Source organism: Mesobacillus maritimus (assembly GCF_023715205.1).
GTDB lineage: Bacteria > Bacillota > Bacilli > Bacillales > Cytobacillaceae > Mesobacillus_B > Mesobacillus_B maritimus_C.
Map to the genome: position 1 here is coordinate 89,762 of NZ_JAMBNR010000005.1, position 26,726 is coordinate 116,487.

General features: G+C 38.8%; 29 protein-coding genes and 1 pseudogene. 21 read left to right on the top strand and 9 right to left on the bottom strand.

Annotated elements, in window-relative coordinates; all coding sequences use genetic code 11:
• Window positions 1-63: 63 nt before the first annotated feature.
• From M3182_RS08590 to M3182_RS08600, 3 genes are all read right to left on the bottom strand, one after another.
• Entirely contained in the window at window positions 64-699 is a 636-nt protein-coding gene (locus tag M3182_RS08590) for a YitT family protein (protein WP_251433080.1), read from the bottom strand.
• 133 nt (window positions 700-832) lie between these two features.
• The gene (locus M3182_RS08595; protein WP_251557665.1) at window positions 833-1,492 is read right to left on the bottom strand and encodes a hypothetical protein; all 660 of its coding nucleotides are present in this window, start codon (window positions 1,490-1,492) and stop codon (window positions 833-835) included.
• A gap of 147 nt (window positions 1,493-1,639) precedes the next feature.
• Window positions 1,640-2,260 (bottom strand): DUF6241 domain-containing protein, encoded by a 621-nt coding sequence (locus tag M3182_RS08600; protein WP_251433086.1) that lies wholly within the window; start codon window positions 2,258-2,260, stop codon window positions 1,640-1,642.
• Between the two features lie 270 nt (window positions 2,261-2,530).
• Between M3182_RS08600 and M3182_RS08605 the strand changes: the two are divergent.
• Window positions 2,531-3,307 (top strand): annotated as a pseudogene (locus tag M3182_RS08605) (SDR family oxidoreductase).
• A gap of 155 nt (window positions 3,308-3,462) precedes the next feature.
• Here M3182_RS08605 and M3182_RS08610 read toward each other — a convergent pair.
• Complete coding sequence (locus tag M3182_RS08610) at window positions 3,463-4,194, bottom strand: GNAT family N-acetyltransferase (RefSeq protein WP_432806696.1); 732 nt, start codon at window positions 4,192-4,194, stop codon at window positions 3,463-3,465.
• 268 nt (window positions 4,195-4,462) lie between these two features.
• Here M3182_RS08610 and M3182_RS08615 point away from each other — a divergent pair, with 268 nt between their 5' ends.
• The 4 genes from M3182_RS08615 (at window position 4,463) to M3182_RS08630 (ending at window position 6,228) form a co-directional block, all read left to right on the top strand.
• Complete coding sequence (locus M3182_RS08615) at window positions 4,463-4,972, top strand: RNA polymerase sigma factor (RefSeq protein WP_251433092.1); 510 nt, start codon at window positions 4,463-4,465, stop codon at window positions 4,970-4,972.
• The gene (locus M3182_RS08620; protein WP_251557667.1) at window positions 4,965-5,969 is read left to right on the top strand and encodes an anti sigma factor C-terminal domain-containing protein; all 1,005 of its coding nucleotides are present in this window, start codon (window positions 4,965-4,967) and stop codon (window positions 5,967-5,969) included. The genes M3182_RS08615 and M3182_RS08620 overlap by 8 nt, the downstream gene beginning before the upstream one ends.
• 87 nt (window positions 5,970-6,056) lie before the next feature.
• Window positions 6,057-6,104, top strand: a complete 48-nt coding sequence (locus tag M3182_RS26365) for a hypothetical protein (protein ID WP_251433253.1) — start codon at window positions 6,057-6,059, stop codon at window positions 6,102-6,104.
• Entirely contained in the window at window positions 6,097-6,228 is a 132-nt protein-coding gene (locus M3182_RS08630; protein WP_251433097.1) for a carbohydrate-binding domain-containing protein, read from the top strand. The genes M3182_RS26365 and M3182_RS08630 overlap by 8 nt, the downstream gene beginning before the upstream one ends.
• Before the next feature lie 344 nt (window positions 6,229-6,572).
• On the opposite strand, the gene M3182_RS08635 is transcribed toward M3182_RS08630, so the two are convergent.
• Window positions 6,573-8,093, bottom strand: a complete 1,521-nt coding sequence (locus tag M3182_RS08635) for a glycine betaine uptake BCCT transporter (protein ID WP_251557668.1) — start codon at window positions 8,091-8,093, stop codon at window positions 6,573-6,575.
• 437 nt (window positions 8,094-8,530) lie between these two features.
• Between M3182_RS08635 and M3182_RS08640 the strand changes: the two genes are divergently transcribed.
• From M3182_RS08640 to M3182_RS08665, 6 genes are read left to right on the top strand one after another with little or no spacing between them, the layout of a single operon-like run.
• Window positions 8,531-9,484 (top strand): PstS family phosphate ABC transporter substrate-binding protein, encoded by a 954-nt coding sequence (locus M3182_RS08640; protein ID WP_432806694.1) that lies wholly within the window; start codon window positions 8,531-8,533, stop codon window positions 9,482-9,484.
• A 49-nt stretch (window positions 9,485-9,533) separates the two neighbouring features.
• Window positions 9,534-10,478 carry a phosphate ABC transporter permease subunit PstC gene (gene pstC, locus M3182_RS08645; protein WP_251433107.1) on the top strand — a complete coding sequence of 315 codons (945 nt, stop codon included), beginning with the start codon at window positions 9,534-9,536 and terminating at the stop codon, window positions 10,476-10,478.
• Between the two features lie 2 nt (window positions 10,479-10,480).
• Window positions 10,481-11,365: a phosphate ABC transporter permease PstA gene (gene pstA / locus M3182_RS08650; protein WP_251433110.1), complete on the top strand. Its 885-nt coding sequence runs from the start codon at window positions 10,481-10,483 to the stop codon at window positions 11,363-11,365.
• Window positions 11,366-11,385: 20 nt separating this feature from the next.
• Window positions 11,386-12,210 (top strand): phosphate ABC transporter ATP-binding protein PstB, encoded by an 825-nt coding sequence (gene pstB, locus M3182_RS08655; RefSeq protein ID WP_251433113.1) that lies wholly within the window; start codon window positions 11,386-11,388, stop codon window positions 12,208-12,210.
• 18 nt (window positions 12,211-12,228) lie between these two features.
• Complete coding sequence (gene phoU / locus M3182_RS08660) at window positions 12,229-12,888, top strand: phosphate signaling complex protein PhoU (protein ID WP_251433116.1); 660 nt, start codon at window positions 12,229-12,231, stop codon at window positions 12,886-12,888.
• Between the two features lie 34 nt (window positions 12,889-12,922).
• Window positions 12,923-13,078 carry a hypothetical protein gene (locus M3182_RS08665; RefSeq protein ID WP_251433120.1) on the top strand — a complete coding sequence of 52 codons (156 nt, stop codon included), beginning with the start codon at window positions 12,923-12,925 and terminating at the stop codon, window positions 13,076-13,078.
• Window positions 13,079-13,147: 69 nt separating this feature from the next.
• On the opposite strand, the gene M3182_RS08670 is transcribed toward M3182_RS08665, so the two are convergent.
• Window positions 13,148-14,374 carry an MFS transporter gene (locus tag M3182_RS08670; protein ID WP_251433121.1) on the bottom strand — a complete coding sequence of 409 codons (1,227 nt, stop codon included), beginning with the start codon at window positions 14,372-14,374 and terminating at the stop codon, window positions 13,148-13,150.
• 218 nt (window positions 14,375-14,592) lie between these two features.
• Between M3182_RS08670 and hcp the strand changes: the two genes are divergently transcribed.
• Complete coding sequence (gene hcp / locus M3182_RS08675) at window positions 14,593-16,245, top strand: hydroxylamine reductase (protein ID WP_251433124.1); 1,653 nt, start codon at window positions 14,593-14,595, stop codon at window positions 16,243-16,245.
• 442 nt (window positions 16,246-16,687) lie between these two features.
• On the opposite strand, the gene M3182_RS08680 is transcribed toward hcp, so the two are convergent.
• On the bottom strand, window positions 16,688-17,209 hold the full coding sequence (locus M3182_RS08680) for a YusW family protein (protein WP_251433126.1): 522 nt from the start codon (window positions 17,207-17,209) through the stop codon (window positions 16,688-16,690).
• A 206-nt stretch (window positions 17,210-17,415) separates the two neighbouring features.
• Between M3182_RS08680 and M3182_RS08685 the strand changes: the two genes are divergently transcribed.
• Window positions 17,416-17,568 (top strand): hypothetical protein, encoded by a 153-nt coding sequence (locus M3182_RS08685; protein ID WP_251557670.1) that lies wholly within the window; start codon window positions 17,416-17,418, stop codon window positions 17,566-17,568.
• 323 nt (window positions 17,569-17,891) lie between these two features.
• Here M3182_RS08685 and M3182_RS08690 read toward each other — a convergent pair whose 3' ends face one another.
• Entirely contained in the window at window positions 17,892-18,068 is a 177-nt protein-coding gene (locus tag M3182_RS08690; RefSeq protein WP_251433129.1) for a hypothetical protein, read from the bottom strand.
• A 432-nt stretch (window positions 18,069-18,500) separates the two neighbouring features.
• Here M3182_RS08690 and M3182_RS08695 point away from each other — a divergent pair, with 432 nt between their 5' ends.
• The 5 genes from M3182_RS08695 to M3182_RS08715 are packed head-to-tail and all read left to right on the top strand — an operon-like array spanning window position 18,501 to window position 21,768.
• Window positions 18,501-19,079: a sulfurtransferase TusA family protein gene (locus M3182_RS08695; RefSeq protein WP_251433131.1), complete on the top strand. Its 579-nt coding sequence runs from the start codon at window positions 18,501-18,503 to the stop codon at window positions 19,077-19,079.
• A gap of 36 nt (window positions 19,080-19,115) precedes the next feature.
• Window positions 19,116-19,508, top strand: a complete 393-nt coding sequence (locus M3182_RS08700; RefSeq protein ID WP_251557671.1) for a DsrE/DsrF/DrsH-like family protein — start codon at window positions 19,116-19,118, stop codon at window positions 19,506-19,508.
• Between the two features lie 40 nt (window positions 19,509-19,548).
• Window positions 19,549-20,676, top strand: coding sequence for an MBL fold metallo-hydrolase (locus M3182_RS08705; RefSeq protein WP_251557672.1), 1,128 nt, complete (start codon window positions 19,549-19,551; stop codon window positions 20,674-20,676).
• Window positions 20,677-20,711: 35 nt separating this feature from the next.
• Window positions 20,712-20,939 (top strand): sulfurtransferase TusA family protein, encoded by a 228-nt coding sequence (locus tag M3182_RS08710; RefSeq protein WP_251557673.1) that lies wholly within the window; start codon window positions 20,712-20,714, stop codon window positions 20,937-20,939.
• Between the two features lie 52 nt (window positions 20,940-20,991).
• Window positions 20,992-21,768, top strand: coding sequence for a sulfite exporter TauE/SafE family protein (locus M3182_RS08715; protein WP_251557674.1), 777 nt, complete (start codon window positions 20,992-20,994; stop codon window positions 21,766-21,768).
• 153 nt (window positions 21,769-21,921) lie between these two features.
• On the opposite strand, the gene M3182_RS08720 is transcribed toward M3182_RS08715, so the two are convergent.
• Window positions 21,922-22,155: a glutaredoxin family protein gene (locus M3182_RS08720; protein WP_251433137.1), complete on the bottom strand. Its 234-nt coding sequence runs from the start codon at window positions 22,153-22,155 to the stop codon at window positions 21,922-21,924.
• A gap of 259 nt (window positions 22,156-22,414) precedes the next feature.
• Between M3182_RS08720 and M3182_RS08725 the strand changes: the two genes are divergently transcribed.
• From M3182_RS08725 to M3182_RS08735, 3 genes are all read left to right on the top strand, one after another.
• Complete coding sequence (locus tag M3182_RS08725) at window positions 22,415-23,647, top strand: NAD(P)/FAD-dependent oxidoreductase (protein WP_251557675.1); 1,233 nt, start codon at window positions 22,415-22,417, stop codon at window positions 23,645-23,647.
• Window positions 23,648-24,600: 953 nt separating this feature from the next.
• Entirely contained in the window at window positions 24,601-25,032 is a 432-nt protein-coding gene (locus tag M3182_RS08730) for a MarR family winged helix-turn-helix transcriptional regulator (protein WP_251557676.1), read from the top strand.
• A complete protein-coding gene (locus M3182_RS08735; protein WP_251557677.1) occupies window positions 25,025-26,212 on the top strand; it encodes an MFS transporter in 1,188 nt (395 codons plus the stop codon). Before M3182_RS08730 ends, M3182_RS08735 begins: the two co-directional genes overlap by 8 nt.
• Window positions 26,213-26,726: the final 514 nt, after the last annotated feature.

A 26,726-nucleotide genomic window follows, 5' to 3' on the forward strand; every position in this document is an offset into this window, starting at 1 on the left:
TGTAGGAGAGGGATGAATAGAAAAAATAACGCCTCAGATTGACCTGAGCCGTTTATCATAATATTACAGATTGGATACCGTTTGCTTCTGGTGAATTTCATCATCCTCTTGTGTAGAATGACGTTCAATCGGTGCGCGTTTATGGTAACGACCGAGAATGGTGGTCATCATAAAGATGGCAATCGCTGAATAAATCACTTGGACGATCCCAAAAACAATTAAAGCGGATGCGACAATAAGGATATCCGTCAAAAACATTGTTTTTCCAGGATTAATCCCAAAGCGTTTATCGAGGAAAATGCAAAGCATATTAAATCCACCCAGTGAAGAACCTTCTCTAAATAGAAAAATCAATCCAAAGCCAATAATTGAACCGCCAACAATCGCTCCTATCAGCGGATGAGGCAATTCAAACGAAAACATCAGCGCAAGCGTATCCGACATGGCCGACATAATGCTGACACTAATAAAACTTCGAATGGTAAACAATATTCCTAATTGAGAAATCGCTAAAAAGTAAAAAGGTAAATTGATGGTGAAAAACAATACACCGAACGAAACACCTGTTAAATGTTGCATCACAATTCCTAGACCAGCTGTACCGCCAATGACTAAATCGGAAGCCGTTAAAAACTGAATCCCGATGCTAACACATAAACAGGAAAACAAAATCCACATCCATTTTTTTATGTAATACATTATGGTAACCCCTCAATTTGAACTGTCTATATTCAACTTTTTTATATTACAATAAAATCCAATGTAAATGTGGAAAAATAGAAAAATTAATATGAAATTTTTCGGCCATGCCACGCCCCAGCGAGGTTTATTCTTATGATGGGGAGGGGGTTTGAAACTTTTGCTTTGTAAGCAAAATCGATGCCATTAATCCCAGCTCTAATGTATTCATAAACCAAGGGGCTCTGATCCAAATCCCGAACACACCGGCTATCAACATGAAAAGCACACCTGACAATAGCCATGGGTTGTGACGTTTCCTTGCTAAAAGAAAACCAACAATCGCAAGAACGAGTGTGACTGTGATAACCATAACGGGATTATGTGAACTAGCGACATTCTCATAACTAAGAGTTCCTTTCTCCCATTTTGGTTTAAGTTCAAGCCCTCGAACGGAGGTAATAAATTCATATACAATTAAACCGAGGGTTAACAGGAAAGCGAACAATTTCCAAAACTTCCTTTTAGCCCAAGCGAAATCAGCTCTAATACTCATGCTCCAAGCAAATAGTACGAGGAGGGGAGTAAATAACGCGTGCAGCCAAAAACGGGCAGTGTTTAATTGTTCAAGAGCACTTCCTTCCCCAATAAACTTGCCAGCAGCTAAGACGAAATTATCATAAATCAAAGCTAGAACAACGAGCAAAATAACATTGCTAAGGTGAAAAAAAACCTGTTTCTTTCCCAAAGCAACACCCCATATGAACAAACCTAGATAACAGAAGGAGAGGAGGAAAAACATAATAGAATTCACTGGTGCACCTCCTTTTTCTTTATTGTCACCTAAAAATTTTAAGTATAGTCGACATTCATGTTTCGTACGAGAAACGGACAAAAAGAAGGGAGGCAATCAATCCGATTGCCTCCCGTTATGTATAATTTTTCCTCTAATTAACCATGTTTACTCTTCTACAAATTCAGGAAAATTGTTTTTAATAAACGTTTTCTCTTCATCTCGACTTAAGACACCATATGCTTTGCCGATTTGACCATCTTGTAGTTCCCAGAAAAAGTTGTGATCAGAATCAATTGTATCAAACCACCCGTTTTTCCATTTATCGGCAATTTCTAGCATTTTTTCTTTATTTGGAAAAGAACTGTTCAATACAAGATCATAAACTTGATTTATGGTATCCTCTACCATTGGGATGGCTCCGTGTTTCTTTTCGGCTCTAACTTTTTGATGAGTCATTTTGTGCATAACATCGATAACTTCGGCTTCCGTAGAATCTTCAGCTAAGCCCGTATCATATTCAATCCCACCAATGAATCCAGTTTGTTCCGCACTTTCTTGGGCCGCTGCTTCTTCTGCAGCCTGTTTCGCTTCTTCCTCTTGTTGTTTTTCCAATAACGCCATGCGTTCTTCTTGTAACTGTTGTTTCTTTTGTTGTTCTAGTTCATATGCACGAGCATTTTCATTCATTTTGTAGACCACAAAAGCCCCAATCAGTAAGACTAGAACAAGACCACCTAAAATCAATGGAAGCTTAGAACTCTTTTCTTTTTTAAATTCCGTTTTCATATACCTACAACCTCTGTTTCTTTTTAATTCAAAACATCTAGCATTAGGGCAACAGACCTAGACATTCCTTCTCCATTTTATACTAAAATTCGGGTGCAATGGTAATAATTTGAATCATCGAAAATTCTCTGCTTATGAATAATGTGTGGGGAGTATTACCGTTGATAAACCAATTCACATGTTTGGGTCTTTGCTTCGGTATACAAATTCCGCTTATTTTAATCTTCTTGTACAGATACTCTATCGTCCAATATAATAGGGGATTTTTCAATGAAGTCTTTAGAAAATAAAATCGCTATTGTAACAGGCGTCGGCCGTCTTAAAGGGATTGGTGCTGCTATTTGTAGAGAGTTTGCTCATGCGGGGTTGTGATCTCTTCTTCACTTATTGGAGTGAATATGACCAACAGATGCCGTGGCATGTGGACCAAAAGGAACCCATGCTATTAAAAGAAGAATTGATGAAAAAAGGTGTGAATGTATCTTGCCTTGAGTTGGATTTATCTCAAAGATTGGCACCTGAGAACCTACTTAAGAGGGTAATTGAACAAATGGGGGATCCGGATATCTTGATTAATAATGCAGCTTATTCATTGAACAATGATTTTATGAACCTGACACCAGAAGGTCTAGATCAACATTACAATATCAATGTCCGTGCTACGACACTTTTAAGTTGTGAGTTTGCTAAAAATTTTAAAAAGAAATCAGGGGGTAGAATCGTCAATCTCACTTCCGGTCAGTTTCAAGGACCGATGCCTGGTGAATTGGCGTATGCAATAACAAAGGGAGCCGTCGATGCGTTCACCATCACACTAGCGGCTGAACTTGCTCCACTCGGAATTACCGTGAATGCCGTTAATCCAGGTCCTACTGATACCGGATGGATGACAGAGGAAATCAAAGCTGAGTTGAGACCCCCAAGTTTCCATTCGGTAGAATTGGCGAACCGAAAGATGTTGCCAGAACAATCAAATTCCTCGTGAGCAAAGACGCCGATTGGATCACAGGACAAATTCTTCATTCTGAAGGTGGATTTAAACGATAAGTCTCTAAGGAGCTCAGAGCCAGAATGATTTATATACAGAGGAGTGGGGCAAGCCAAACTAGATAATCATAGTCTACTTTGGCCTTTGTTTCACTTTATAAGATTCCCGCAATCATTAGGTGAATCGCTTATACCAAAACATCAATTTCCCAGTCTCATTGTCCCATCACTTCTTTTACCTTTTTCACGACCGAATGAATGGTCAATCGATGAAACGAAATAAGTTTTCCTTTAAAAACAACAGAATAGATTCCATAGGGAGTAGGAGCTAACTTCATTAATTCTTCTCTGTTTTTCAAATCAATGATTTTGACATCAATCCCTAATTGCTTTGCACCTGCGATGATATTTTCGGTTGCTACTTCTACATAAGGGCATTGAAAAGAGCGGATGATGGTCAGACCATGAAATTGATTCAATCTTTCTTCCCAATTTGTCGGGAAGCTAGGGAGTGGGGTACGAGAATCAAAATGATAAACAAGTAATTCAAAATGATAGGGGGCTGTGTCTATCAATTGAAAATCATTTTTTATAAAAATCTCCTTGCTTGGTGTCCAAGACGTTTGAGGATTGGTGACCACAACTATGCCTCGCTTAGACTGGCTTTTTGCATCGTGTAGGCATTGCTGAATTAGTTTCGTTCCGTATCCTTTTCCAGTTTCACTTACCCACAAGCAATGGATAACCAAATAATCCTCCTCTACTGTGTATTCTATAAAACCGACCTGTTTTTTGTTTTCCATTAATTGAATGTACTTTAAACCTTCTTCGAATCTCTCATTTAACCATTTATTTTTCTGAATGTATCCATGCGATTTTTTCTTGCTTCTAAGACAATAACTCCCCATGCCTTTCAAGATTTCCGTATTAAGCTCCACCATTTGCATATCAGCCAAAAATATTCTCTCCCTTTATTTGAATTATTGTATGATTGATATCTGCACTTACTAAGAGTTCTCTAATATAAGAAAATTCTACTTTTTTGATTCTATTATAATGGTAATGGTAGTGAGGGCAAACAGTAACTAGCTCAGTCATGTGAACTCAAATTGACCCTTGTATTTTTTAATAATCTTGAGTTTTAAAAAATAATTCTATGTCTTATGTTCACTTTCCCATTGGTTAAGAGTCTAATAGAAGAAAAGGAGGGGAGTAATGAATCGGAATGATGAAATGATGATGGTCTTGCAAGAAAAAACCGTAACGATTTTTAAATATCTCATTAAAATCGGGGCCAATCCTCGCGATGCGGAAGATATTGTTCAAGAAGCACTCTATAAATTATTTTTATACATTGATTCCGTTGACCCTGACAAAGCATATAGCTGGCTGTTTCGCGTTGCAGTCAATCAATATTATGATTTGTGCCGCAAACAGAAGCGCGAAGTATCTTTTTCTTTTGAGAACATGGAGTTTGTCGATGAATTGTTTTTACCTGAAGAGTATATCGAACAGATGGAGATGGAAAAAGAGATTCAGCATCTCCTAGATCAGTTGTCACCCTTACATAAACAATTGATTTTACTCAAATATGTCCTTGGCTATAGTTATGAAGAAATCGCTGAAATGCTAGATTTGAACCCTGGTACGTTAAAAACCTATTTATATCGTGCAAGACAATCTTTTAAAGACTTGTATCGAAAGGAGAAGGAAAAACATGAATGAAACCAATAAACACAACAAGGAAAAGGAGTTAGACGATTTATTTTCGGGGAATTCTAAGAACAATCTGACAAAAGTAGTAAAAAAGGCGAAAAGAATGACCTTCCTTCGAAATGTAGCGATCACTTTAGGGGTCATACTGTTACTGAGTATCCTTTTAAGCTATACCTGGCTTTCCATCATGCGTAATAATGAACAACAAGCTATAGATGACATTGTAATTTTTAACCGTATCACCGACCCGAATGTGGAGCTTTTAGGAAGTCAGAGTGAATCAAATGGGATATTTGAGGGGCTTCTAACGTTTAATCGCTATAAAGAAGTCGAAGGAATTCCGGTTAATTGGAGTGATGACGTGTTTACTTATAGCTTATTTGGCGGTGTCAGCCGTCTAGTAGGGGACCATGCTCCGATTCAAATTCAAGACCAAAAAGATGGGCTCATCCGCTATTATGACCGTGAAACGAAACAGAGAATGCTTCATTTTTATCATCCAGAAATTCAATATTCGCAAATACGTCAGGACCTAAGGATGATTGGTGATTTTTCGGATGATACCTTGCTTGAGGTCGGATTATCTTTTAATAAAGCTTATACAGTAGAAGAAGTAAGAGAAGCGATTCCTGATTCCCTTTCACTTAAATGGTATTGGGTTGATACGTATTCTGATTCAGAAATTAAAACGACAAATCAACTAGAAAAGACAACAGAATTAGCAACGGAAATATACGGATTTGCGGAAGATCCTACGGACCCTAAAAATAGTGTAAAAAACTTTGTTTCAGATGTAAAAATGGGCTTGGAGAGGGAAGATGGAAAATATTTTGGAGAGTTCACACGGATCAATAACAATTTGAGAGGAGATTCAGCCGTATTATCAGATGCAGATGTTAAAATCAGCGGTGCGGTCGTAACTGGAACCGCAGTCGATGTCGGGCTTTTACAAGATGTAGAGATGGTTCGCGCATCTGTGCTAGGTGTTGCGGTGAACTCATATTAATGATTTTTATGAGGACTCAGAAGACGACGAGCCCAACGCTGACCTGTTTAGCAAGGACGATTTGACATTAATGGCAGCGGAACATTAGTGGTACAAGGCCATTATAATAACGGTATTGCCTCTAAAGATGAATAAAAAAATCACAAGTGGACAAATCCAAATTTATGCAGTAGACGATGCCTTAATGGGGCGTGACCTCTTAGCCATAAAAGCAGGAACTTTCAAATTATCCGCAGGTCTCTCGGGAGAAATCAATTGAGCATTTAATCGCCAACCATGCTAAAAAACATACGGTTAAATCAAAATCTATGATGCCTGGAAATGATTATGAAGTCACGAATGAGGTTCGTTTCAAAGACAATGACATGAGTTTCCTTACGAATTTATCCACCATTGATGGCGTTCAATCGGCAATCATGTAAATTTATTCCCTGTAAACTCAGGTTTATTCTCTCAATGCTATCTTTATTCCCTGTACGGAGAATAAATACTGTATAGGGTATGATATACATAATAAAGTTCTACCCTGAAAAAAACAATTTCCTTTACTAGTAACCTCTTAACAAAAACAAACCACCCTATAAGTAGGGTGGTTCAGTTTTGTTAGGAAGTTTGTTTTAACTTTTCACGTTTATGATCATTCTTTTTTCCAAGATCATGTCGTACTTCTTTGTAGAAAGAAACTCCCATCAACAGCATGACAAAAGAAAATGGAAGAGCTGCAATGATTAACATATTCTGTAGTCCTTGGGTTCCTCCAAAATAAACAATAATGGCTGCCATTGCGGACATCGCAAGGCCCCAGACAATTTTCACAGAATTGGCAGGGTTTAAAGAGCCACCCGTAGTGAGCATCCCTAGTACAAATGTAGCAGAGTCTGCGGAAGTGATGAAAAAGATGGCAATTACCGCGATGGTCAGGAGAGACATGAATTCACCTAAAGGATAATGTTGCAAAACTCCAAACGTCGTTGTTTCAAGAGATAAACTTGATATCAGTGTGACTCCGTGTTGTTCGATATTCAATGCCGAAACCCCAAAAACGGAGAAAAAGATAAAGCATACGAGCGCAGGGACAAATAGGACCCCAAGCATAAACTCTTTTATCGTCCGTCCTTTCGAGATTCTCGCAATAAAAATCCCTACAAACGGTGCCCAAGAAATCCACCATGCCCAATAAAAAATGGTCCAATTGTCAATCCACGTACGTCCCTCCGCATTTAACGGTGCGATACGGAAACTCATATCAAAAAAGTTTGCAATATAGCTTCCTATTGTATGTGTAAACATGTTTAGGATATATAAAGTAGGTCCAACTATAAATAACATGATTAATAGAAGAAATCCTAGTCCCATATTGATATTGCTTAAATATTTGATCCCCTTGCCGATCCCAGACCAAGCGGAAAGAATAAACAAAACGGTGGATACTGCTAAAATCAGTAGTTGCATACCAAAATTATTGGGAGTGTTAAATAGGAAAGATAAGCCCCCATTTATTTGCGCAGAGCCAAAGCCAAGTGTGGAAGCAACCCCGACCACTGTCGCAAATACGGCCAGTGTATCGATTAATTTTCCAGGCACTCCTCGCATGCTTTGTTCACCAAATATCGGAACGAGGGTGCTACTAATCAATCCAGGAAAACCGCGCCGGAATTTAAAATACGCTAAGGCGAGTGCGACAATTCCGTATATGGCCCAAGCATGAATGCCCCAGTGGAAAAAAGAATATTGAAGCGCCTCTTTAATCGCCTCATCAGAACCAACAGCAGTACGAGGAGGGCTTTTAAACGCATGGGAAATCGGTTCGGCTGTTGTCCAAAAGACTAATCCCATCCCCATTCCTGCACTAAATAACATCGCAAACCAGGAAGCAAGACTAAATTCCGGTTGATCACTTTCTTTACCTAGTTTAATTCTTCCAAAGCGTGAAAAAATTAAGTAGATACAGAAAGCCAATAATATCATCACAATCAATAAATAATACCAACCAAATGATTCGGAAATCCAATTCGTCACATTCGCTGATAGTGTTTGAAGATGTGTCGGTTTGAACACTCCCCAAACAACAAGAACTGCACAAATCGAAAGTGCATACCAAAAGACTGAGCTAACATTCTTCACATTTTCACCTCTTATAAAATATAGTCTAAGCGATTTTCGCTTAGGCTTTTTAGGGTAACAAATAGACGCGAATCTATCAATTCATCAAAATATAGGAGTAGGGGCATATCGATTGAAAAGTCAAGTTGAACACAAAACTGACCAATTAAGGATTGGAGACTTGGTCATCTGAATGTCAATAATGGTAAAAAACTATTCCCTCTAATAGCGAAGTGTAAACTTACACTTATGAAAATTTTTAAAAAGTGTCGAGAAAGTAAAAACCTCCATTTGATGGCTTGTAAAATCATCTTTTCCTCCTAACGCCTGGATTTTTTTCCACATCTTCAGTTATCAACTCCAATCTTAAGAAATAATTCAAGATATTGATGGGAAATGTAAAAAAGAGAAAAAGATAGGTAGGGTGATGGGTGATGAATTTCAGGAGAACCTTCCATATGATCTTTTTATCCATGTTGTTCGTTTTTTTAACCGCATGTGGTGGTGACGAAGGGAACAGCACTGGATTAGAAGGGAGTGTTGTAATTGATGGATCTGGAACCGTCTATCCTTTAATGGCCAGACTTGCTGAAGACTACATGGTCAATAAGGAAATAAATGTTTCAGTTGAAGTTAGTCGATCTGGTACGAGTGCAGGCTTCAAAAAATTTTTAGTTCAAGATGGAGGAACGGATTTCAATGATGCTTCACGCAGTATAAAAGAAGAAGAGCTTGCCGAAGCAGAAAAGCTAGGCTTAAGCGTGAAAGAGTTAAAAGTTGCCCTAGATGGAATTACGATTGTGACCAATAAGGAAAATGATTGGGCAACAGAGCTTACCCATCAGGAAGTGATTGATATATTCCTTGCCAGTGGTGGCAAAAAGAAATGGTCTGATGTTCGGGAGGGCTTTCCTGATGAGCCAATCAAGACATATGGTCCAAATGAAAACCATGGAACCTATGAATTCTTCTGGGAAACCATCTTAGAAGAGCAGGACCTTGTCGATGATATTAATCTGCAACAAGATTACGCAACATTAGTAGACCTCGTTTCAAAGCAAAAAAATGCAATTGGTTTTTTTGGATATGGCTATTATGAGAGCAATAAAGATAAGCTAAATGCGGTAAAAATCGACTTTGGAAATGGACCGGTTGAACCTACGCTCGAAACAATTAAAGAAGACGGAGCTTATGCTCCATTTACTCGCCCCGTGTTCACATACCTAAAAGAAGGGGTAGCAAAAGAAGAACCACAAGTGCTGGATTTCGCCATCTATGCGATGAAGAATGCAGGAACTGCTGCACAAAAAACTGGATTTGCCCCAGTACCCGAAAAAGAGCTTCAAGCTTCTGTTGAATATTTGGAAGGCTTAAAAAGTGTAAACGGAGAAGAGAACTCGTCTAACAAGTAATGACAGCGGTCTCCTATTAGAATCTAAACAGGGAAAGGGGATGTGAACAATGGATAATGAACAGAACAGGGACCTAAAAGTACGTGAGATGATTCAACAGAACAAGCAAAACGTTAGTTTAAACAGTGTTACGGAAAAACTTATGCCGAGATTTCTTTTTGTTGTAGCCATCATTTCGATTATTACAACAATTGGAATCGTCATCACCCTACTAACCGAAACGGTCCATTTTTTTAGAGACGTATCTTTTGCAGAGTTTTTCACCGGCACTGAATTAAGTCCACTAGGTTCTGATGCTGAATTTGGAATTTTACCATTAGTAACTGGAACAATCATTTCTTCTACTATCGCTATGTTCGTAGCGATACCCATTGGACTTATGTCGGCAATTTTTCTAAGCGAGTATGCATCCGAAGGAGTACGAAGGACATTAAAACCTCTATTGGAGGTCTTAGCTGGTATCCCTACGATTGTTTATGGTTTTTTTGCTTTTACCTTTGTAACTCCGTTATTACGTACAATTATTCCTGGATTAGAGCCAACGAATATTTTAAGTCCTGGCCTTGTGATGGGAGTCATGATTATTCCAATGATTGCTTCTCTGTCTGAAGACGCGATGAGCTCTGTTCCAAATGCGATGAGAGAGGGTGCTTTAGCTCTTGGTGCGACTAAGCTGGAGACTACCTGGCGAGTCGTCATCCCAGCAGCGATGTCTGGGATCGTCGCATCTTTTGTATTGGGGATTTCACGAGCCATTGGGGAAACAATGATTGTCACGATTGCAAGTGGAAGTTCAAAAAACTTTACGTTTGATGTAACTCAGTCGATGCAAACCATGACAGCCTATATTGTTGAAGTAACAGGTGGCGAGGCTCCGGCTGGTTCAACCTTATACTATAGTCTCTATGCTGTGGCGATGACATTATTTGTTTTTACCTTAATCATGAATTTAATCGCTCAATATATCTCTAAGAGATTTAGGGAGGGATATTAAAGATGAAATATGTAGATTCAGCTCAAGTACAGAAAAACATGGGTGGTCGATTACGAACGAACCAAATCATGAAAATCCTTTTTCTAATATCCACTCTGATTGGTCTCGTTGTTTTGGTTGTTTTGTTTTATCGTGTGTTAGCGGATGGTCTTGGTTGGATAAATATGAACTTTCTTACCAATCGATTATCTGTAGATGCCGATAGGGCAGGAATTATGGGGGCCATTTTAGGAACATTATGGTTAATGCTGGTTGTGGCACCGGTCACAATGTTTCTTGGAATCGGAACAGCGATTTACTTGGAGGAATATGCGAAAAAGGGACGTTTCCAGTCTTTCATCCAAACCAATATTGCAAATTTAGCCGGTGTGCCTTCCATTGTTTTTGGCATCCTTGGATTAACTGTTTTTGTGAGAGGAATGGGGCTTGGAAATATTGTTCTTGCCGGTGGTCTGACGATGGCACTCCTTGTCCTGCCAATTGTCGTAGTCGCAAGCCAAGAAGCACTCCGGTCCGTCCCACAATTTTTAAGAGAAGCGTCTTATGGAATGGGAGCGACAAAATGGCAAACCATTAAAAAAGTGGTTCTTCCAGCAGCCATACCCGGAATTTTGACTGGCGTGATTTTAGCTTTGTCACGCGCAGTTGGAGAAACAGCTCCACTGACTGTGATTGGAATCCCAGCCTTATTAATTCCGTTTCCGGATTCTATTTTAGATAAATTTACGGTCTTACCAATGCAGATTTATTATTGGACAATCGATTCCGCATTAGTAGCAGAATATTCCAATTTGGCTGCGGCGACGATTGTGATTTTACTTTTGATTCTACTAATCATGAACTCAATTGCGGTGATTATTCGGAATAAATTCCAAAAAAGGTATTAATTATTGGAGGAAAACAACAAATGGCCGTTTCAACTGAAAGTATCCAGAAAAATATTAAGGGAAAAACCACTGAAACATCAATTGATGAAAAGAAAATTGTTTATGATACAAAAAATCTAAACTTATGGTACGGTGAAGACCAAGCTTTGAGAGACATTAATCTAAAAATCGCTGAAAATGAAGTGACGGCGATTATCGGTCCGTCAGGTTGTGGGAAATCAACCTACCTCAAAACATTGAACAGGATGGTGGAGTTAATTCCCGTTGTCCGTACTTCAGGTGAAATCTTGTATCGCGGAAAGAATATTTTTGACAAATCTTATAAAGTCGAAGCGTTACGTACAAACGTGGGGATGGTGTTTCAAAAGCCGAATCCTTTTCCAAAATCAATTTATGACAACATTGCCTATGGTCCAAGAGTTCATGGGATTCGCGATAAAAAAATATTAGATGAAATTGTTGAAAAAAGTTTGCGTGGAGCTGCGATTTGGAATGAAGTCAAGGATCGTTTGAAGGAAAATGCTTATGGTATGTCTGGTGGGCAACAGCAACGTTTATGCATTGCGAGATGTTTAGCGATAGAACCTGATGTTATTTTGATGGATGAACCAACTTCCGCACTTGACCCAATTTCAACCCTAAAGGTTGAAGAGCTGATTCAGCAATTAAAGAAGGATTACAGTATCATCATTGTGACCCATAATATGCAACAAGCGGCGCGGATCTCAGATAAAACAGCCTTTTTCTTAAGTGGCGAAGTGATTGAGTTTAGTGAGACAAGTAAAATGTTTTCAAACCCAGAGAAAAAGGAAACCGAAGATTATATCACAGGTCGTTTCGGGTAAAATAGGGGGGCGTTTAAAGTGTCAATAAGAGCAACCTTTCAAGGAGAACTTAACAGTCTTAAACAAATGATTTTAGAATTAGGGAATCAAGTACTAGATGCGGTAGGTCGGTCGATTGATGCGCTAAAAAATCAGGATATCGATAAAGCATTAAAAATCATTGAAGATGATGGTCAAATTAATTTAATGGAAGAAGAAATCAATGATAAAGCCATTTTATTAATTGCCCAGCAATCCCCAGTCGCGATTGATTTAAGAAGAGTAATTGTTGCCATTAAAATTTCTTCGGATCTAGAACGAGTAGGGGATTTAGCTGTCAATATCGCAAAGTCGGTCATTCGAATCGGATCAAAGCCACACATCAAGCCCATTGAGGAAATCCCACGCATAGCAGAGCTTGCGAATAAGATGGTGGCTGATTCGCTCAAAGCATACGATGATGAAGATGTGAGCTTCGCAAAAAAAGTAGCCAAACTGGACGATGAGGTAGATGAAGCATATGGTCGATTGACCCAAGAATTATTAGAGTTGATGACCGAAAAACCTGAATATATCGGACAAATCACGCAATTGTCGTTTATTTGCAGACATGTTGAAAGAGTTGCCGACCACTCGACAAACATATCCGAACATCTTCTTTATCTTGTAAAAGGGAGAAGATACGATTTAAATGACTAATACAGAGTGATGGTAAAATTTAGGGGGTGCAAGCATGAAAGATCGGAAATCTGAAGCAGAAAACGCAAATATTAAAATCAATCAAATTTTAAACGGAGAAAATGAGCAAGACACCATCGATGTCGACCCACTTATCAATAACAATAACGTCGCACTTGTTCTAAATGATCAAGAAAATGAAAACAAATAGAGAAAAATGCTTGGGGTGAACCAAGCATTTTTCCTTTTACGCGATCTGGACATTGTTCTCAAGCAAAACTTATTTCGACGAGTTAAGATAATCCCTTTCATGATAGCCAACTTCAGCTGTTTTATAGCCTCGCAAGCTCAACAGAATCAATCCACCCAGGAGCAAACAGAAATTAAATCCAATCACACCTGGCCAATGAAGATGTTCCCAGAAGTAGCCGCCAATTGATCCGACCACCGACGAGCCGAGATAATAGAATAACAGGTACAGTGACGAGGCCTGGGCTTTGTTTTCATGAGCACGTTCCGTGACTAGCGAACTAACAATCGAGTGACTAGCGAAAAACCCGAAGGTAAAGATCGCGAGCCCAGCAATTTTAAACACCAGAACTGGAATCAGCGAGATGAGCACACCTGCAATGGTAATCACAAACGAAAGCTTCAAAATCACCGTTTTTCCATATTGCGACGCCTTTTTCCCCATATAAATCGAGCTAAAAGTACCGCATAAATACACAATAAAAATAAACCCAATGAACGCCTGACTTAAATTATACGGAGGTTTTACCAATAAGAAACCGATGTAATTGTACATCGACACGAAGCTGCCCATTAATAAGAACCCTAATAAAAATAAGTAGTTAAGCTGGCGATTCGTGATATGGTTTTGATACCATTTCAAAATCGTGGACCAGCTAAGACTAGCTTGGTCAGACTGTTTTTTTGTAGTGGGGAGAGTATACCAAAATAGGAAACTTAATAATAAGGTAACAATCCCGATGATTGCAAAGGCCGTTCTCCATGTGAACAAATCGGTTAATAATCCCGTCAACAGTCTTCCAGACATGCCACCAATACTGGAACCGGAAATATAAAAGCCCATAATCATTGCCGTATGTAGAGGATGAAACGTTTTTCCGATATACGCCATCGCTATTGAAGGCACCCCAGCAACAACGACTCCTAAAAACGTTCGAAACAAGAGCAATGTTATAAAGTTAGGGCTAAAAGAAGAGAGCACCGCGAAAATGGATGTCATAATCATTGACAAAACCATCATTTTCTTCATGCCGATTTTTTCCGAAAATGACCCAGCGACAAGTAAAGTAACAGCGAGTAAACCAGTCGTGAATGACAGTGTTAAACTGGCGACTGGTGCAGAGACGTTGAATTCATCAGCAAACAGTGGCAAGGTCGGTTGTACCGTATAAATGAGCATAAATGGAACTAAACCAGCGATAAACAATGCAAACTTCGCCTGTTTATACGATGATGTTCCCGGTTGAATCCCTGACATTTTACATTCCTCTTTTCTTACATTCCTCTCTACTTATCCTATTATTTCTAAACTTATCTGTCTAATTTTACGGATAATTCTAAAAATGAAGATACCTAACCCAAATTTGACCATTTTATGACATAAGCAATTGCTGTGATTTAAATCACAACAATAAAATCGCTTCACCTTTAAACTTTTAACTAGAAAGCGAAGAGAGTATAGGAGGTTCTATTTTTATGAGTATGTTTTGTCATCAATGTCAGGAAGCGTTAAAAGGAATTGGTTGTAATGCCATGGCAGGGGTTTGTGGAAAAACGAGTGTTGTCGCGAATCTTCAGGATTTGCTCATTTACACATTAAAAGGTGTAGCAGAGTTTAACCAGCAAGCACGTAAAGCTGGCTTGAACATGGCGAAAACCGATCGTGTGATTATGGATGGTTTGTTCTCAACAATTACAAATGCAAACTTCGATGAAGATTCTATCTCTAAGCGCATTGAGAGCGCATTAGCAGAGCGCGAAGTCATCAAACAAATGTTGATCGCGCAAAATCAATACCAAGATTATCCTTATCCAGATTATGCAACTTGGACTGGCGAGCGTGCTAGTTTTATAGCGAAATCAGAAGAAACACAAGTAGGGATTCTAGGAACAGAAAATGAAGATGTTCGCAGCTTGCGTTCACTGATTTTATTCGGATTAAAAGGAATGGCAGCTTACGCAGAGCATGCATTGAATCTTGGATATAAAAAAGATGAGATTTCCGATTTTATCGAAAAAGCGTTAATCGCAACTGAAGATAACAGTTTAACAGCAGATGACCTAGTGGACCTAACAATGGAAACAGGAAAATTTGGCGTAGACGTAATGGCGTTGTTGGATCAAGCGAACACAACTTCTTACGGACACCCAGAAATGACCGAAGTCAACATTGGCGTGCGTAACAATCCAGCGATTCTTGTAAGTGGTCATGATTTAAAAGATTTCGAGGAATTGCTTGAACAAACGGCAGGCACAGGAGTTGATGTATATACACACTCTGAAATGTTACCCGCGAACTATTACCCAGCGTTCAAGAAATACGATCATTTCGTTGGTAACTATGGTAACGCATGGTGGAAGCAAAAAGAAGAGTTTGAAAGCTTTAACGGTCCAGTTTTATTTACTACCAACTGTATTGTGCCACCAAAAGCAAGCTATAAAGACCGAATTTATACCACAGGTGCTACAGGCTACCCAGGGTTCAAGCACATTCCAGATCGTGATAAAGGTGGCAAGAAGGATTTCTCTGAAATCATTGAGCATGCGAAAACTTTGCCAGCACCAACGCAAATTGAAGAAGGAACCATCATTGGTGGCTTTGCACATAACCAAGTGACACAGTTAGCAGACAAAGTCGTTGACGCGGTGAAAACAGGCGCAATCAAGAAGTTCTTTGTTATGGCTGGTTGTGACGGTCGCATGAAATCTCGCGACTATTACACAAACTTTGCACAAACCCTTCCACAAGATACAGTTATTTTAACAGCAGGCTGTGCGAAATACCGTTACAATAAATTGCCTTTAGGCGATATCGGCGGCATCCCACGCGTGCTTGACGCTGGACAATGTAACGACTCTTACTCATTAGCCGTTGTGGCAATGAAACTTAAAGAAATCTTTGAACTAAACGATATCAACGAACTTCCAATTGAATACAACCTTGCTTGGTATGAGCAAAAAGCGGTCATTGTGTTATTAGCGCTATTATACCTAGGTGTAAAAGACATTAAATTAGGGCCAACTCTACCAGCATTTTTATCACCAAATGTAGCAAAAGTGCTTGTTGAAAACTTCGGCATCAGCACTATCTCTACAGTTGAAGAAGACATGGCAGCATTGCTAGCTTAATAGATGTGTTAATAGAAGATAGCCAGTCCAACTCTTAGCGGAGTAGGACTGTTTTTTATTAGTGGAATGGGGGAGAAGTTCAATGTGGATATTTCCTATGTGCCCGTCACTGCGTGAAATTTATGTGCGCGGTCACGAAGAGAAGTTCTACGTGCCCGTTCATTCGAAAAATCCAAGGAATCGGTAACGTAGAGGGGTTCTATGTGCCCTTTCCCGCGGAAAAACTAAGGGATCGGTACCATAGAGCGGTTCTACGTGCCCACCAGCGTGGAATAATTAGGAGGTCGGTCATGTATAGAAGTTCTAAGTGACCACCTACGCAGAAAAAACAATGGATCAGATACGTAGAAAACATTCTATTTCCTGAGGCAGAAATACCTCCTATTCAACAACCTTTCTAAAACAGCTATAGCACTCCTAAAAAAGAGGTGCTATAGCTGTTTTATCCTTTATATTCTTTTTTTGTTCCGTCCGCAAAATCGATATCCAATTCAAATTTCGTATAATCGGCATTAAGCTCAAAGGCTTTTAATACCTCTGAAATCACTTCGTCTTTTGCGGTATTTTGATCAAACGAAAAGTTTTCAAAGATTGGTCGAAGTTGTTCGAAAGCTTCATCGCCACTTACTTTTTCGTTATTTCGTTGATCCTCGATTTCTGCTTCCATTCCATTTTTTTCATTTTCATAATCCACTTCATATGACTGGTTATCCTTATATTCCACATCTAGATCAAAACTTGTAAAAGCAAATAATGGTTCATTTTTCTGAGCGTCTTGATTTTCATCACTTTGACCGTTTTGCTGTTCATCTGCTTGATTTTGTTCATTATCTTTAGGTGTGGCCTCTTGCTCAACGGGTGCTTCTTCAGGCGGAGAGTTCACTTCATCGTTGTTCGTATTACATCCTTGTAAGAATAGGAAAAGCGGAATTGCGTAAAAAATCATTCGCCATTTTTTTGTCATTTCTGTTCGCTCCTTTTTTTTAATCACTAATTTCAGCCTAGACAATTTGATGTACTACAATACTCTCTCTTATAAAAAGAAGAGGGTCGGACTCAAATAGTGCTATAACTCACTTAGATAAACACACTTTTTTATCCGTACAAGATAATGGGTTAACGACTATCGAATACGATAGAGGTGAGAGTAGTAAAAGAGGTGGACGTATTATGTATCCAAATTTTCATCAGTTCGGTTATTTTCCACCTCAAGAAGATAGACAAATGGGAATGCCGACGATAGTCCCAACAACTTCACCACCAACTTTCGTACGAGCACAAGCACAGGCACAACCTTTTCCGCTTCACCTATATATGATTTAAAAGGGGGGCCATGTAATACCGAGACATAAATTCAGATTGTATGGATTGTTGGTACTCCTCGGTCATTTTGTTCCAATCAGGTTGTTGGAGCGTATGTTTGCTAATGACGTTGGCTAATATTTTTGCACCAGGATCAACAATTTTGGTTTTATCCAAGCTTTGTCGGCCGAAACTCTGTCGCTGGGTATCGTTGGACTGGATTTAGATGAATCTATTTTGGCATAAGCTTGCGTCAGATTGAATCGTTCACGTCTTCTAACTAATAGATAATTATAGAGAGAAACAGCCATTCGAAACCTTGCTGTGCATTCGTATAGCATCGTTTATTTGTTTTCAAAAACTTCATTAGGCTTCGGTTGAAATAAATTAAACAGAATAGCCGTTAATCCAAGTAAGAACAAGATCACTCCATAAACAACAGGTCCTTTTCCAAAAAAGGTATGGTAAAAGCCAATCCCCGTTGTCACATACCCAAGTGCACTCATTGCTAATCGTTTCATATCTAATCAACCCCCTTTCATACGCATGTACCTATAATCTTACCATAATACTCCAATGAACTTGGCTGTGGATGGTTCTAACAAAATGAGCAGGTTTATTCGTTGCAAAATGATAGGCTATAGGGTATCTTGTAATAGGCAGTAACGAGATTGACGGTGCACAATCGAACTAAATAATATTTTGTAAAAAAAATTTCACAGAATGCGTTGACATTATACCCAGTAGGGTATATTATTAGTCCTGTAAGTGATTCGCGTCACAGTATTCCAAGAAACATTCGTTTTTAAGTAAAATATTTCTTGATTGACAAATCTTTTTTATTTTATTAACATTATACCCATAGTAGTATAGTTGATAACTTAACAATAACCATATTTTTTTACTAAAAACTATACCCTTAGGGGTAAAAAACACACAGGGGGATTTCGTTAATGAAAGCATTAAATGTAGATTTCGTATTGGATGCAAAAGGCCTTGCGTGCCCAATGCCAATCGTAAAAACAAAAAAAGCAATGAATGAAGTCGAAGCTGGCCAAGTAATTGAGGTTCAAGCAACTGATAAAGGTTCTTTAGCTGATATCAAAGCTTGGGCAGAAAGCACAGGACATCAATATTTAGGATCAATGACTGAAGGAGAAGTGCTTTATCATTATTTAAGAAAAGCAACAAATGATGAAGTGAAATCAGAAACAAAACATCCTGTAGTTGCTTCAAATGAAGAACTTGAACAGAAGCTTGCAGCGAATGAATCAATCGTTGTTGTGGATGTTCGGGAAGAAGCAGAATATGCTTTTAATCATATTCCAAATGCGGTTTCGATTCCGTTAGGTCAATTGGAAGAGCGTTTAAATGAATTAGATAAAAATGCGGATATCTATGTGGTTTGCCGTACAGGAAGCCGTAGTGATTTCGCCGCACAAAAACTAGCTGAAAATGGCTTTATGAACGTAACCAATGTCGTACCAGGGATGAGTGCTTGGAAAGGTACAACAGAAAGCATTAATAATTAAAAATAAATAAAACCACAATATTGGAGGAATTTAAACATGAGTAAAGTAGCAATTATCGCAAGCAATGGTGGATTATTTGACGCATATAAAGTATTTAACATCGCAACAGCATCAGCTGCTTCTGATTCAGAAGTAGCAGTATTCTTCACTTTTGAAGGATTAAACTTGATTCATAAACAAGCAAACCAGCAACTACCAATGCCAGAGGGCAAAGAGCATTTTGCAGAAGGCTTTGCAAAAGCAAATGTACCAGCAATCCCAGAATTGGTGGCTATGGCTCAAGAACTTGGTGTTAAGTTTATCGGTTGCCAAATGACAATGGATGTTATGGGCTTAGGAACAGAAGACTTTGTTGATGGAATCGAAGTTGGTGGCGCAGTCACATTCTTAGAATTCGCAAAAGATGCAGATGTAACACTCACATTCTAAAAATTTTTCAATAAAAATATACCCTAGGAGGTAACAAAAAATGACTGTAAAAGCTATGAATTCAAGTGAAGTAACGAAAAAAGTCTTTAATAAAGAAAAGCTATTCGTGTTTGACGTGCGGAACGAAAGTGATTTTGCAGATTGGAAAATTGAAGGCGAGTACTTTCAATATTTAAACATTCCTTATTTTGAGCTTCTTGATGGTGTCGAAGATATTCTTGATCAAATTCCAACTGATATGGACGTTCTTGTTGTTTGTGCAAAAGAGGGTTCATCTGTAATGGTGGCAGAGATGCTTTCTGAAGCAGGACGCGACGTGGCATATCTAGAAGGTGGCATGAAATCATGGAGCGAACATCTGGAGCCTGTTAAAGTTGGGGATTTAAAAGATGGCGGCGAACTTTATCAATTCGTTCGCATCGGAAAAGGTTGCCTATCTTATATGGCGATTTCCGATGGGGAGGCAGCGATTGTGGATGCAACTCGGATGACGGATATTTTCCTTGATTTTGCTGCAAGTAAAAATGCAGAAATTAAGCATGTATTTGACACACATTTACACGCAGACCATATTTCTGGCGGACGCAAAATTGCCGAGAAAACAGGTGCAGCATACTGGTTGCCACCAAAAGATGCAACAGAAGTTACATTTGAATACAACGCACTTGAAGGTGGAAACGATGTAACCATCGGAGGCACTACAATCAACATTCATTCATTGTATTCTCCAGGCCATACAATTGGGTCAACATCCTTTGTTGTCGATGAAAAATACTTGCTTTCAGGGGATATCCTATTCATCGATTCAATTGGCCGACCTGACCTTGCTGGTTTAGCAGAAGATTGGGTAGGCGATTTAAGAGAAACACTTTACAAGCGTTACCGCGAACTTTCTGATGAACTTGTTGTGTTACCAGCACACTTTATGATCATTGATGAATTGAATGAAGATGGAAGCGTCGGCGAGAAATTAGGAACTTTGTTTGCAAAGAACCATGGTCTAAACATCCAAGACGAAAATGAATTCCGTAAAATTGTTACTGAAAACTTACCACCACAACCAAATGCTTACCAAGAAATCCGTGAAACCAATATGGGGAAAGCCAACCCTGATATTGAAAAACAACGTGAAATGGAAATTGGACCAAACCGTTGTGCTGTACGATAAAAATAATTAATTAACTACTAGGAGGAAATCATAAAATGGAATCAACAAAAGTTTTAGATGCAAAAGGATTAGCTTGCCCAATGCCAATCGTAAAAACAAAGAAAGCAATGAACGATCTTGCATCAGGAGAAGTTCTAGAAATTCATGCAACAGACAAAGGGGCAAAAAACGATCTAGCAGCATGGGCAAAATCTGGTGGACATGAGCTTGTTAAGCATGAAGAAGACGGCGATGTTCTTAAATTCTGGATTAAAAAGGCGTAAAATGATAAGGGGAACCGTTTTGGTTCCCTTTTTATAAGGGGGACATACCACCATGGACTTTGGCTTTATTCTTACAATATTCTTAATTGGTTTTATCGGGTCGTTTGTTTCGGGGATGCTCGGAATTGGCGGATCGATCATTAAATATCCAATGCTTCTTTATATTCCACCAATGTTGGGATTTGCGGCGTTTACTGCCCATGAGGTTTCTGGTATCAGTGCGGTGCAAGTGTTCTTTGCGACCATCGGTGGAGTTTGGGCCTACCGTAAAGGTGGCTATCTAAACAAATCACTCATCGCTTATATGGGTGTTAGTATTTTAATCGGTAGTTTTATCGGTGGATACGGTTCAAAATTGATGTCAGAAGGCGGCATTAATGTCGTTTATGGACTTTTAGCGTTAATTGCAGCAGTCATGATGTTCATTCCTAAAAAGGGAATTGATGATATACCACTAGATCAAGTGAAGTTTAACAAATGGTTAGCAGCTGTTCTATCCTTGATTGTTGGGGTTGGGGCAGGAATTGTCGGTGCCGCCGGAGCATTTTTATTAGTCCCAATTATGCTGGTTGTCCTTAAAATCCCTACAAGAATGACGATTGCATCATCATTAGCAATTACATTGATTTCATCTATCGGAGCGACAGTAGGAAAAGTAACCACTGGGCAAGTTGACTGGGGTCCGGCCGGGATTATGGTTGTCGCCAGCTTAATTGCTTCTCCAATTGGAGCGATGGCAGGGAAAAAGATCAATACAAAACTCCTTCAAATTATCCTAGCTGTGTTAATACTAGCAACAGCAGTAAACATTTGGATGGACATTTTATAAGAGGTTAAACTCACCTAGTCATTTTAATGGTGTTAACCTAACAAAGCTTATAATACGCAAAAAGGATGTGTTCAAGATGAACATATCCTTTTTGCGTCTCTTTTTATAAAAGGAAAGCCTGTAGACAGGATGAAACAGTCTACAGGCATTGAATTAAGATTTAATATGGGACATTAACTTTTCAGGGTCAAAACCAAGGACCCAATGGCCATTTACCTTCGTTTGAGGGACACCCATTTGTCCCGTTTCCTGAACGAGCTTTTGGGCCGCTTGTTGATCTGTTTGTACATTCACTTCTTTGTAGTCTAATCCTTGAGCCTCAAGGAATTCTTTCATCATTGTGCAGTACGGTCAAGTATTTGTTGTGTAAACAATAATTTCGTTCATTTTGATAACCTCCTAAAATTTATACCTAATAGGGTACATTAACCAACTCCGGTAATACTGTCAACGAATTAAACCGGAATCTCTTTTGGTTTTCCCTAATTTTGATAAAAAATAAGAAGATTTCGCATCCCTCAGATTTTAAAATATTCATTAACCAAATTTTTTTCTAGGAAAATTTTAAATAACAACTAGGTATATTCATCTGGTATTTCCATATTTTGTATCGTGGTATGGATTTTATTAGAGGGAGTGTGAGCATTTGAGGAAGAATTATGATGTTATCGTGACGGGGGCTCGTTGTTCTGGTTCGAGTCTTGCGATTTATTTAGCGAGAGCGGGGTATAGAGTGTTATTAATTGATCGGTCATCTTTCCCAAGCGATACACTATCGACAAATACATTTTTTAATAATACTGTAACGCTCCTTAGAGAACTCGGAGTCATGGACGAGTTATTAAAGACGCATGTAACTCCCGTTAAACAGATTAAGTTTCAGTTAGAAGATACCGTGATTGAAGGCCCGATGCCTGAAATGAATGGGGAAGATGCAGGCTATTGTATCCGGAGAACCTACCTGGACCATCTTTTATTTCAACAAGCAGAAAAAGAACAGAATGTTACTGCTTTAGAGGAGTTTCGCCTTACAGATATCATCTGGGAAGAAGCGAAGGTGGCGGGAGTAAGAGGGGTTTCTTTTAAAACGGGAGTGAATGAATTTTATGCTCCGCTTGTAGTAGGGGCAGATGGTCGAAACTCGACGATTCGTCAACTAGTAAAAAGTGAAAAGGTTTTAAGCAGTCCGTCAACCGTAGGGATTTATTTTGGCTATTTTTCAGGGATCCATCCGGAGCGGAAACCTGCGTTTGAAGTCTATAAGAAGAAAGATCGCATGGCGATTTTGTTTCCAACTAACCATCAGATGTATGTCGTTGTCGTAAATTTTCCGTTAGAAAACAAGGAATTACTTAAGAACTTTAAAAAAGACCCAGAGAAGAGTATTCGTCAACAGGTAATCGATCATTTTCCCAATACTTCTCTTCTAGAGCGCTTTAAGAACGCAAAACTGGAAGAATCACCGAAAGGACTCGTTGGATATGAGAACTACTGGTACCGAGGAATGGGGAATGGTTGGGCGCTAGTCGGAGATGCCATTTGCTTTAAAGACCCTGCGATGGCCCAAGGAATTCATGATGCAATCTATGGTGCAAAAATATTAGCCAACGTCAATAGCAAACATACGCTCCAACAACCTGATTGGAACCAAATGGCCGAGGAGTACCAAAAATCCATACAATCTGAATTTATGTCTCGGTATTACATGGGCTGTGAACTCTCAAAAAACCAACCAATTACAGGTCAAGAAAATGCAATCAACCAGCTAATTAGTATGAACACTACTCTAAAAGAAAAATTTTTAGGAATCTACAATTATGCAAACGAACCTGAAGACTTTCAAAACGAACTTCTTAAGATCATTGGCTCAAATTCCTAGATTGGTTCCGGGTATATAGAAAGTTACGAGCACTAATTTTGTGTAGATGTTTTTTAACAACATATTCGGTATCTCTCTAAAGGCGTGATGTTTCACGGCTTTTTTTATTAAAAAGGAACGAACTTTCTAGAATTGGCTAAAAGTACCTTGCAAGTTATTTTAAATGTGTTTTTAGGATGCGAGTTTTATATTATTTACGGAGTAGCCGAATTATAGTTGGTACCCATATGGGTAAATGTGCGAAATCCTTCAAGTAAAGATAAAAAATTAGTATCTTGTCTTAAAAATGTACCAAATCTTTTAAAAAAAATTACTTTTACTAGAAAGACCCTTGTATGGAGGGTTTTATTAGGCGTAATGCTTACGATCGATATGAGTAATAAGATATATAAAATACCCTCACAAAAGGGATATAATGCTGGTACGTTTAAATTTTTTCGCTGTAAACTCGATTTTATTTGCTGTTAAACTTACTTTATTCGCTGTACTCGGAATAAATACTGTACATGGTAGGGTATATATAGCGTCTAAAATTACTCAGCAAACACAATTTTCTCTCTCCTTTAAAAAACCACCTTAACTCGAAGGTAGACCAGACTTTTGAACTAGAGCTCACTTTTACTAAAAGACAGCTGAAACAAATTTCCTCCATACTTCATCAATACTAGCCACTAATCGCACTTTTTCTCTGCATTTAGTGAATTGCATGTTTTGTCCTCCTAAGTAATCATTATACAAGCTTTTATATCATAAAGTGAATTCCGCGAAATTTGACAACACCTTCAAGACTTTCTTAATGGTCAATTAGCCCCATTTCAAGTTTTTCTAACATAATGAAGGACAGAAATGACAATAATCCCTCCTTGACAGTGAAATGAAAAGAGCATATAGTTACCTTCAGTAATAGTTACCTATGATAATTAAATTAATTGAAAGAAAGGAATGGGTGAAAAGTGGAAGGCTTTTTTCAACGTTATTTAAGTTTATATCGACCACTGATCACGAAATTGAATGAACTATTGAGTACATATGAGCTCTCTTACTCATTATGGCAAGTCATGTTTTATATAAAAAATCATGGTCCATCTACACTTGTCGATATTTCGAATCAGTACCAAGTTGAAAAACCGACGATTACGAGAAGGGTACATCGCCTCGAAGAGCTGGAAATTGTGAAGCAGATTCCAGGAAAAGATCGACGAGAGAAGATCATTCAGCTAACCGAAAAAGGCGAAGAAATTTATAAGGAATGCAGAAAAAAAATAACAGATTTGGAACATAGTGTGATGGAAGGCATCCATTCAGATGAGAAAATTACGACGTTTCATACCTTACCTAAAATTAAAGAGAACATTTTGCATCGAGAGGAGAACAAAAGTGATTAAACCTAAATTATGGACGAAGGATTTTATCATAGTATCCAGTGTTAATTTTTTCTTAACATTAGTCTTTTATTTATTGATCGTCATTATGGGGGTTTATGCGGTTGACGAATTTCAGGCGACTACTAGTCAAGCTGGGCTTGTTACCGGAATTTTTATTGTTGGCGCGTTAATTGGTCGATTGTTAATCGGCCGGAATATTGATTTTATTGGACGTAAAAAGACGTTGTTTTTAGGATTAATTTTATTTACCATCGCAACCTCGTTCTATTTTATCCAATTAGGGATTGGCTTCTTGCTATTGACTCGCTTCCTACATGGAGTGACATTGGGGATTGCAAGCACCGCAACGGGAACGATTGTAGCGCAAATCATTCCGAATACACGTAAGGGTGAAGGGATTGGTTATTATAGTATGAGTGCGACGCTAGCAACTGCTATCGGACCATTCATAGGACTTTATATGAGCCAGCATACAAGCACTCATATCATTTTCAGCCTTTGCCTGGCTTTAGGGGTCTTTAGTTTCATCACTGCCTTCTTTGTGTATGTACCTCAAGTGGAGTCATCAAACGATGCAACTGAAAAGAAAGGGATCAAACTCTCCCAATTTGTTGAGCCAAAGGCCGTTCCAATTGCGGTGATTACGCTAGTGGTGGCTTTCTGTTACTCTAGTGTTCTATCTTTTATCAACTTTTATGCGATTGAAATTGATTTAGTGAACGCTGCAAGTTTCTTTTTCCTAGTCTATTCGATTGCAGTCTTAATTTCACGTCCATTTACAGGTCGGTTAATGGATGTAAAAGGGGCAAATTACGTCATGTACCCAGCGTTTATTCTCTTTGCTGCCGGAATGATGATTCTAGCTTCAGCTCATAACAGCTTTACCTTGTTGTTGGGAGGCGTCCTCATCGGACTTGGATTTGGGAACATGCAGTCTTGTACGCAAGCCATTGCTGTAAAATTAACTCCTTCCCATCGGATGGGACTTGCGACGTCAACGTTCTTCATCTTTCTCGATGCCGGGCTTGGATTCGGCCCATATCTGCTTGGATTTTTCATTCCAATGATGAGCTACAGTATGCTTTATATGATTCTAGGAGTCGTTGTGTTGGCTTCTACTGGTCTATATTTTGTGATGCATGGGAAGAAGGAAAAAGCTCGAATCAATGCATTAGTCTAGGAATAAAAGAGAAGGGACATCCTCAGGTTGAAAGAGGATGTCCTTATTTACTAGTTAAGGGGATTCGTAGATTTAAGAGTGCATAACCTGATGTTGATAGGTTCCACTTACGTTTCCTGGAATCTTCCAGAAAATATGGTGAGAGGTACCAACATTCTCTTTCATCTGCTTAAGTTTGCTTGCCTCATAAAATGTGTGAGAAACTCCCAATAGCTAATAAAAAAATCAACGCTACGTTCGTGAATAACACCATCTATCCTTCTGTAATCAGCGCAACGTGTTCTTTGAAGACTTTGCTTCCCTCTTTATAAAAAAAGATAAGACACCTAATGACCGTTATAAAATTTCTCCACGCCGCGATTGGTCCAGTATTGGCTGGATTGTAAGCGAGCAATTTTCATGGCGCTGGATTTTCATCGGAATGCTACCACTTGTTGCGATCGTTATTCTTTTACCCTATAAGTTTCTTATTAATGTCTCAGAAACAGCAAATCTAAACTCGATGTTACTAGAG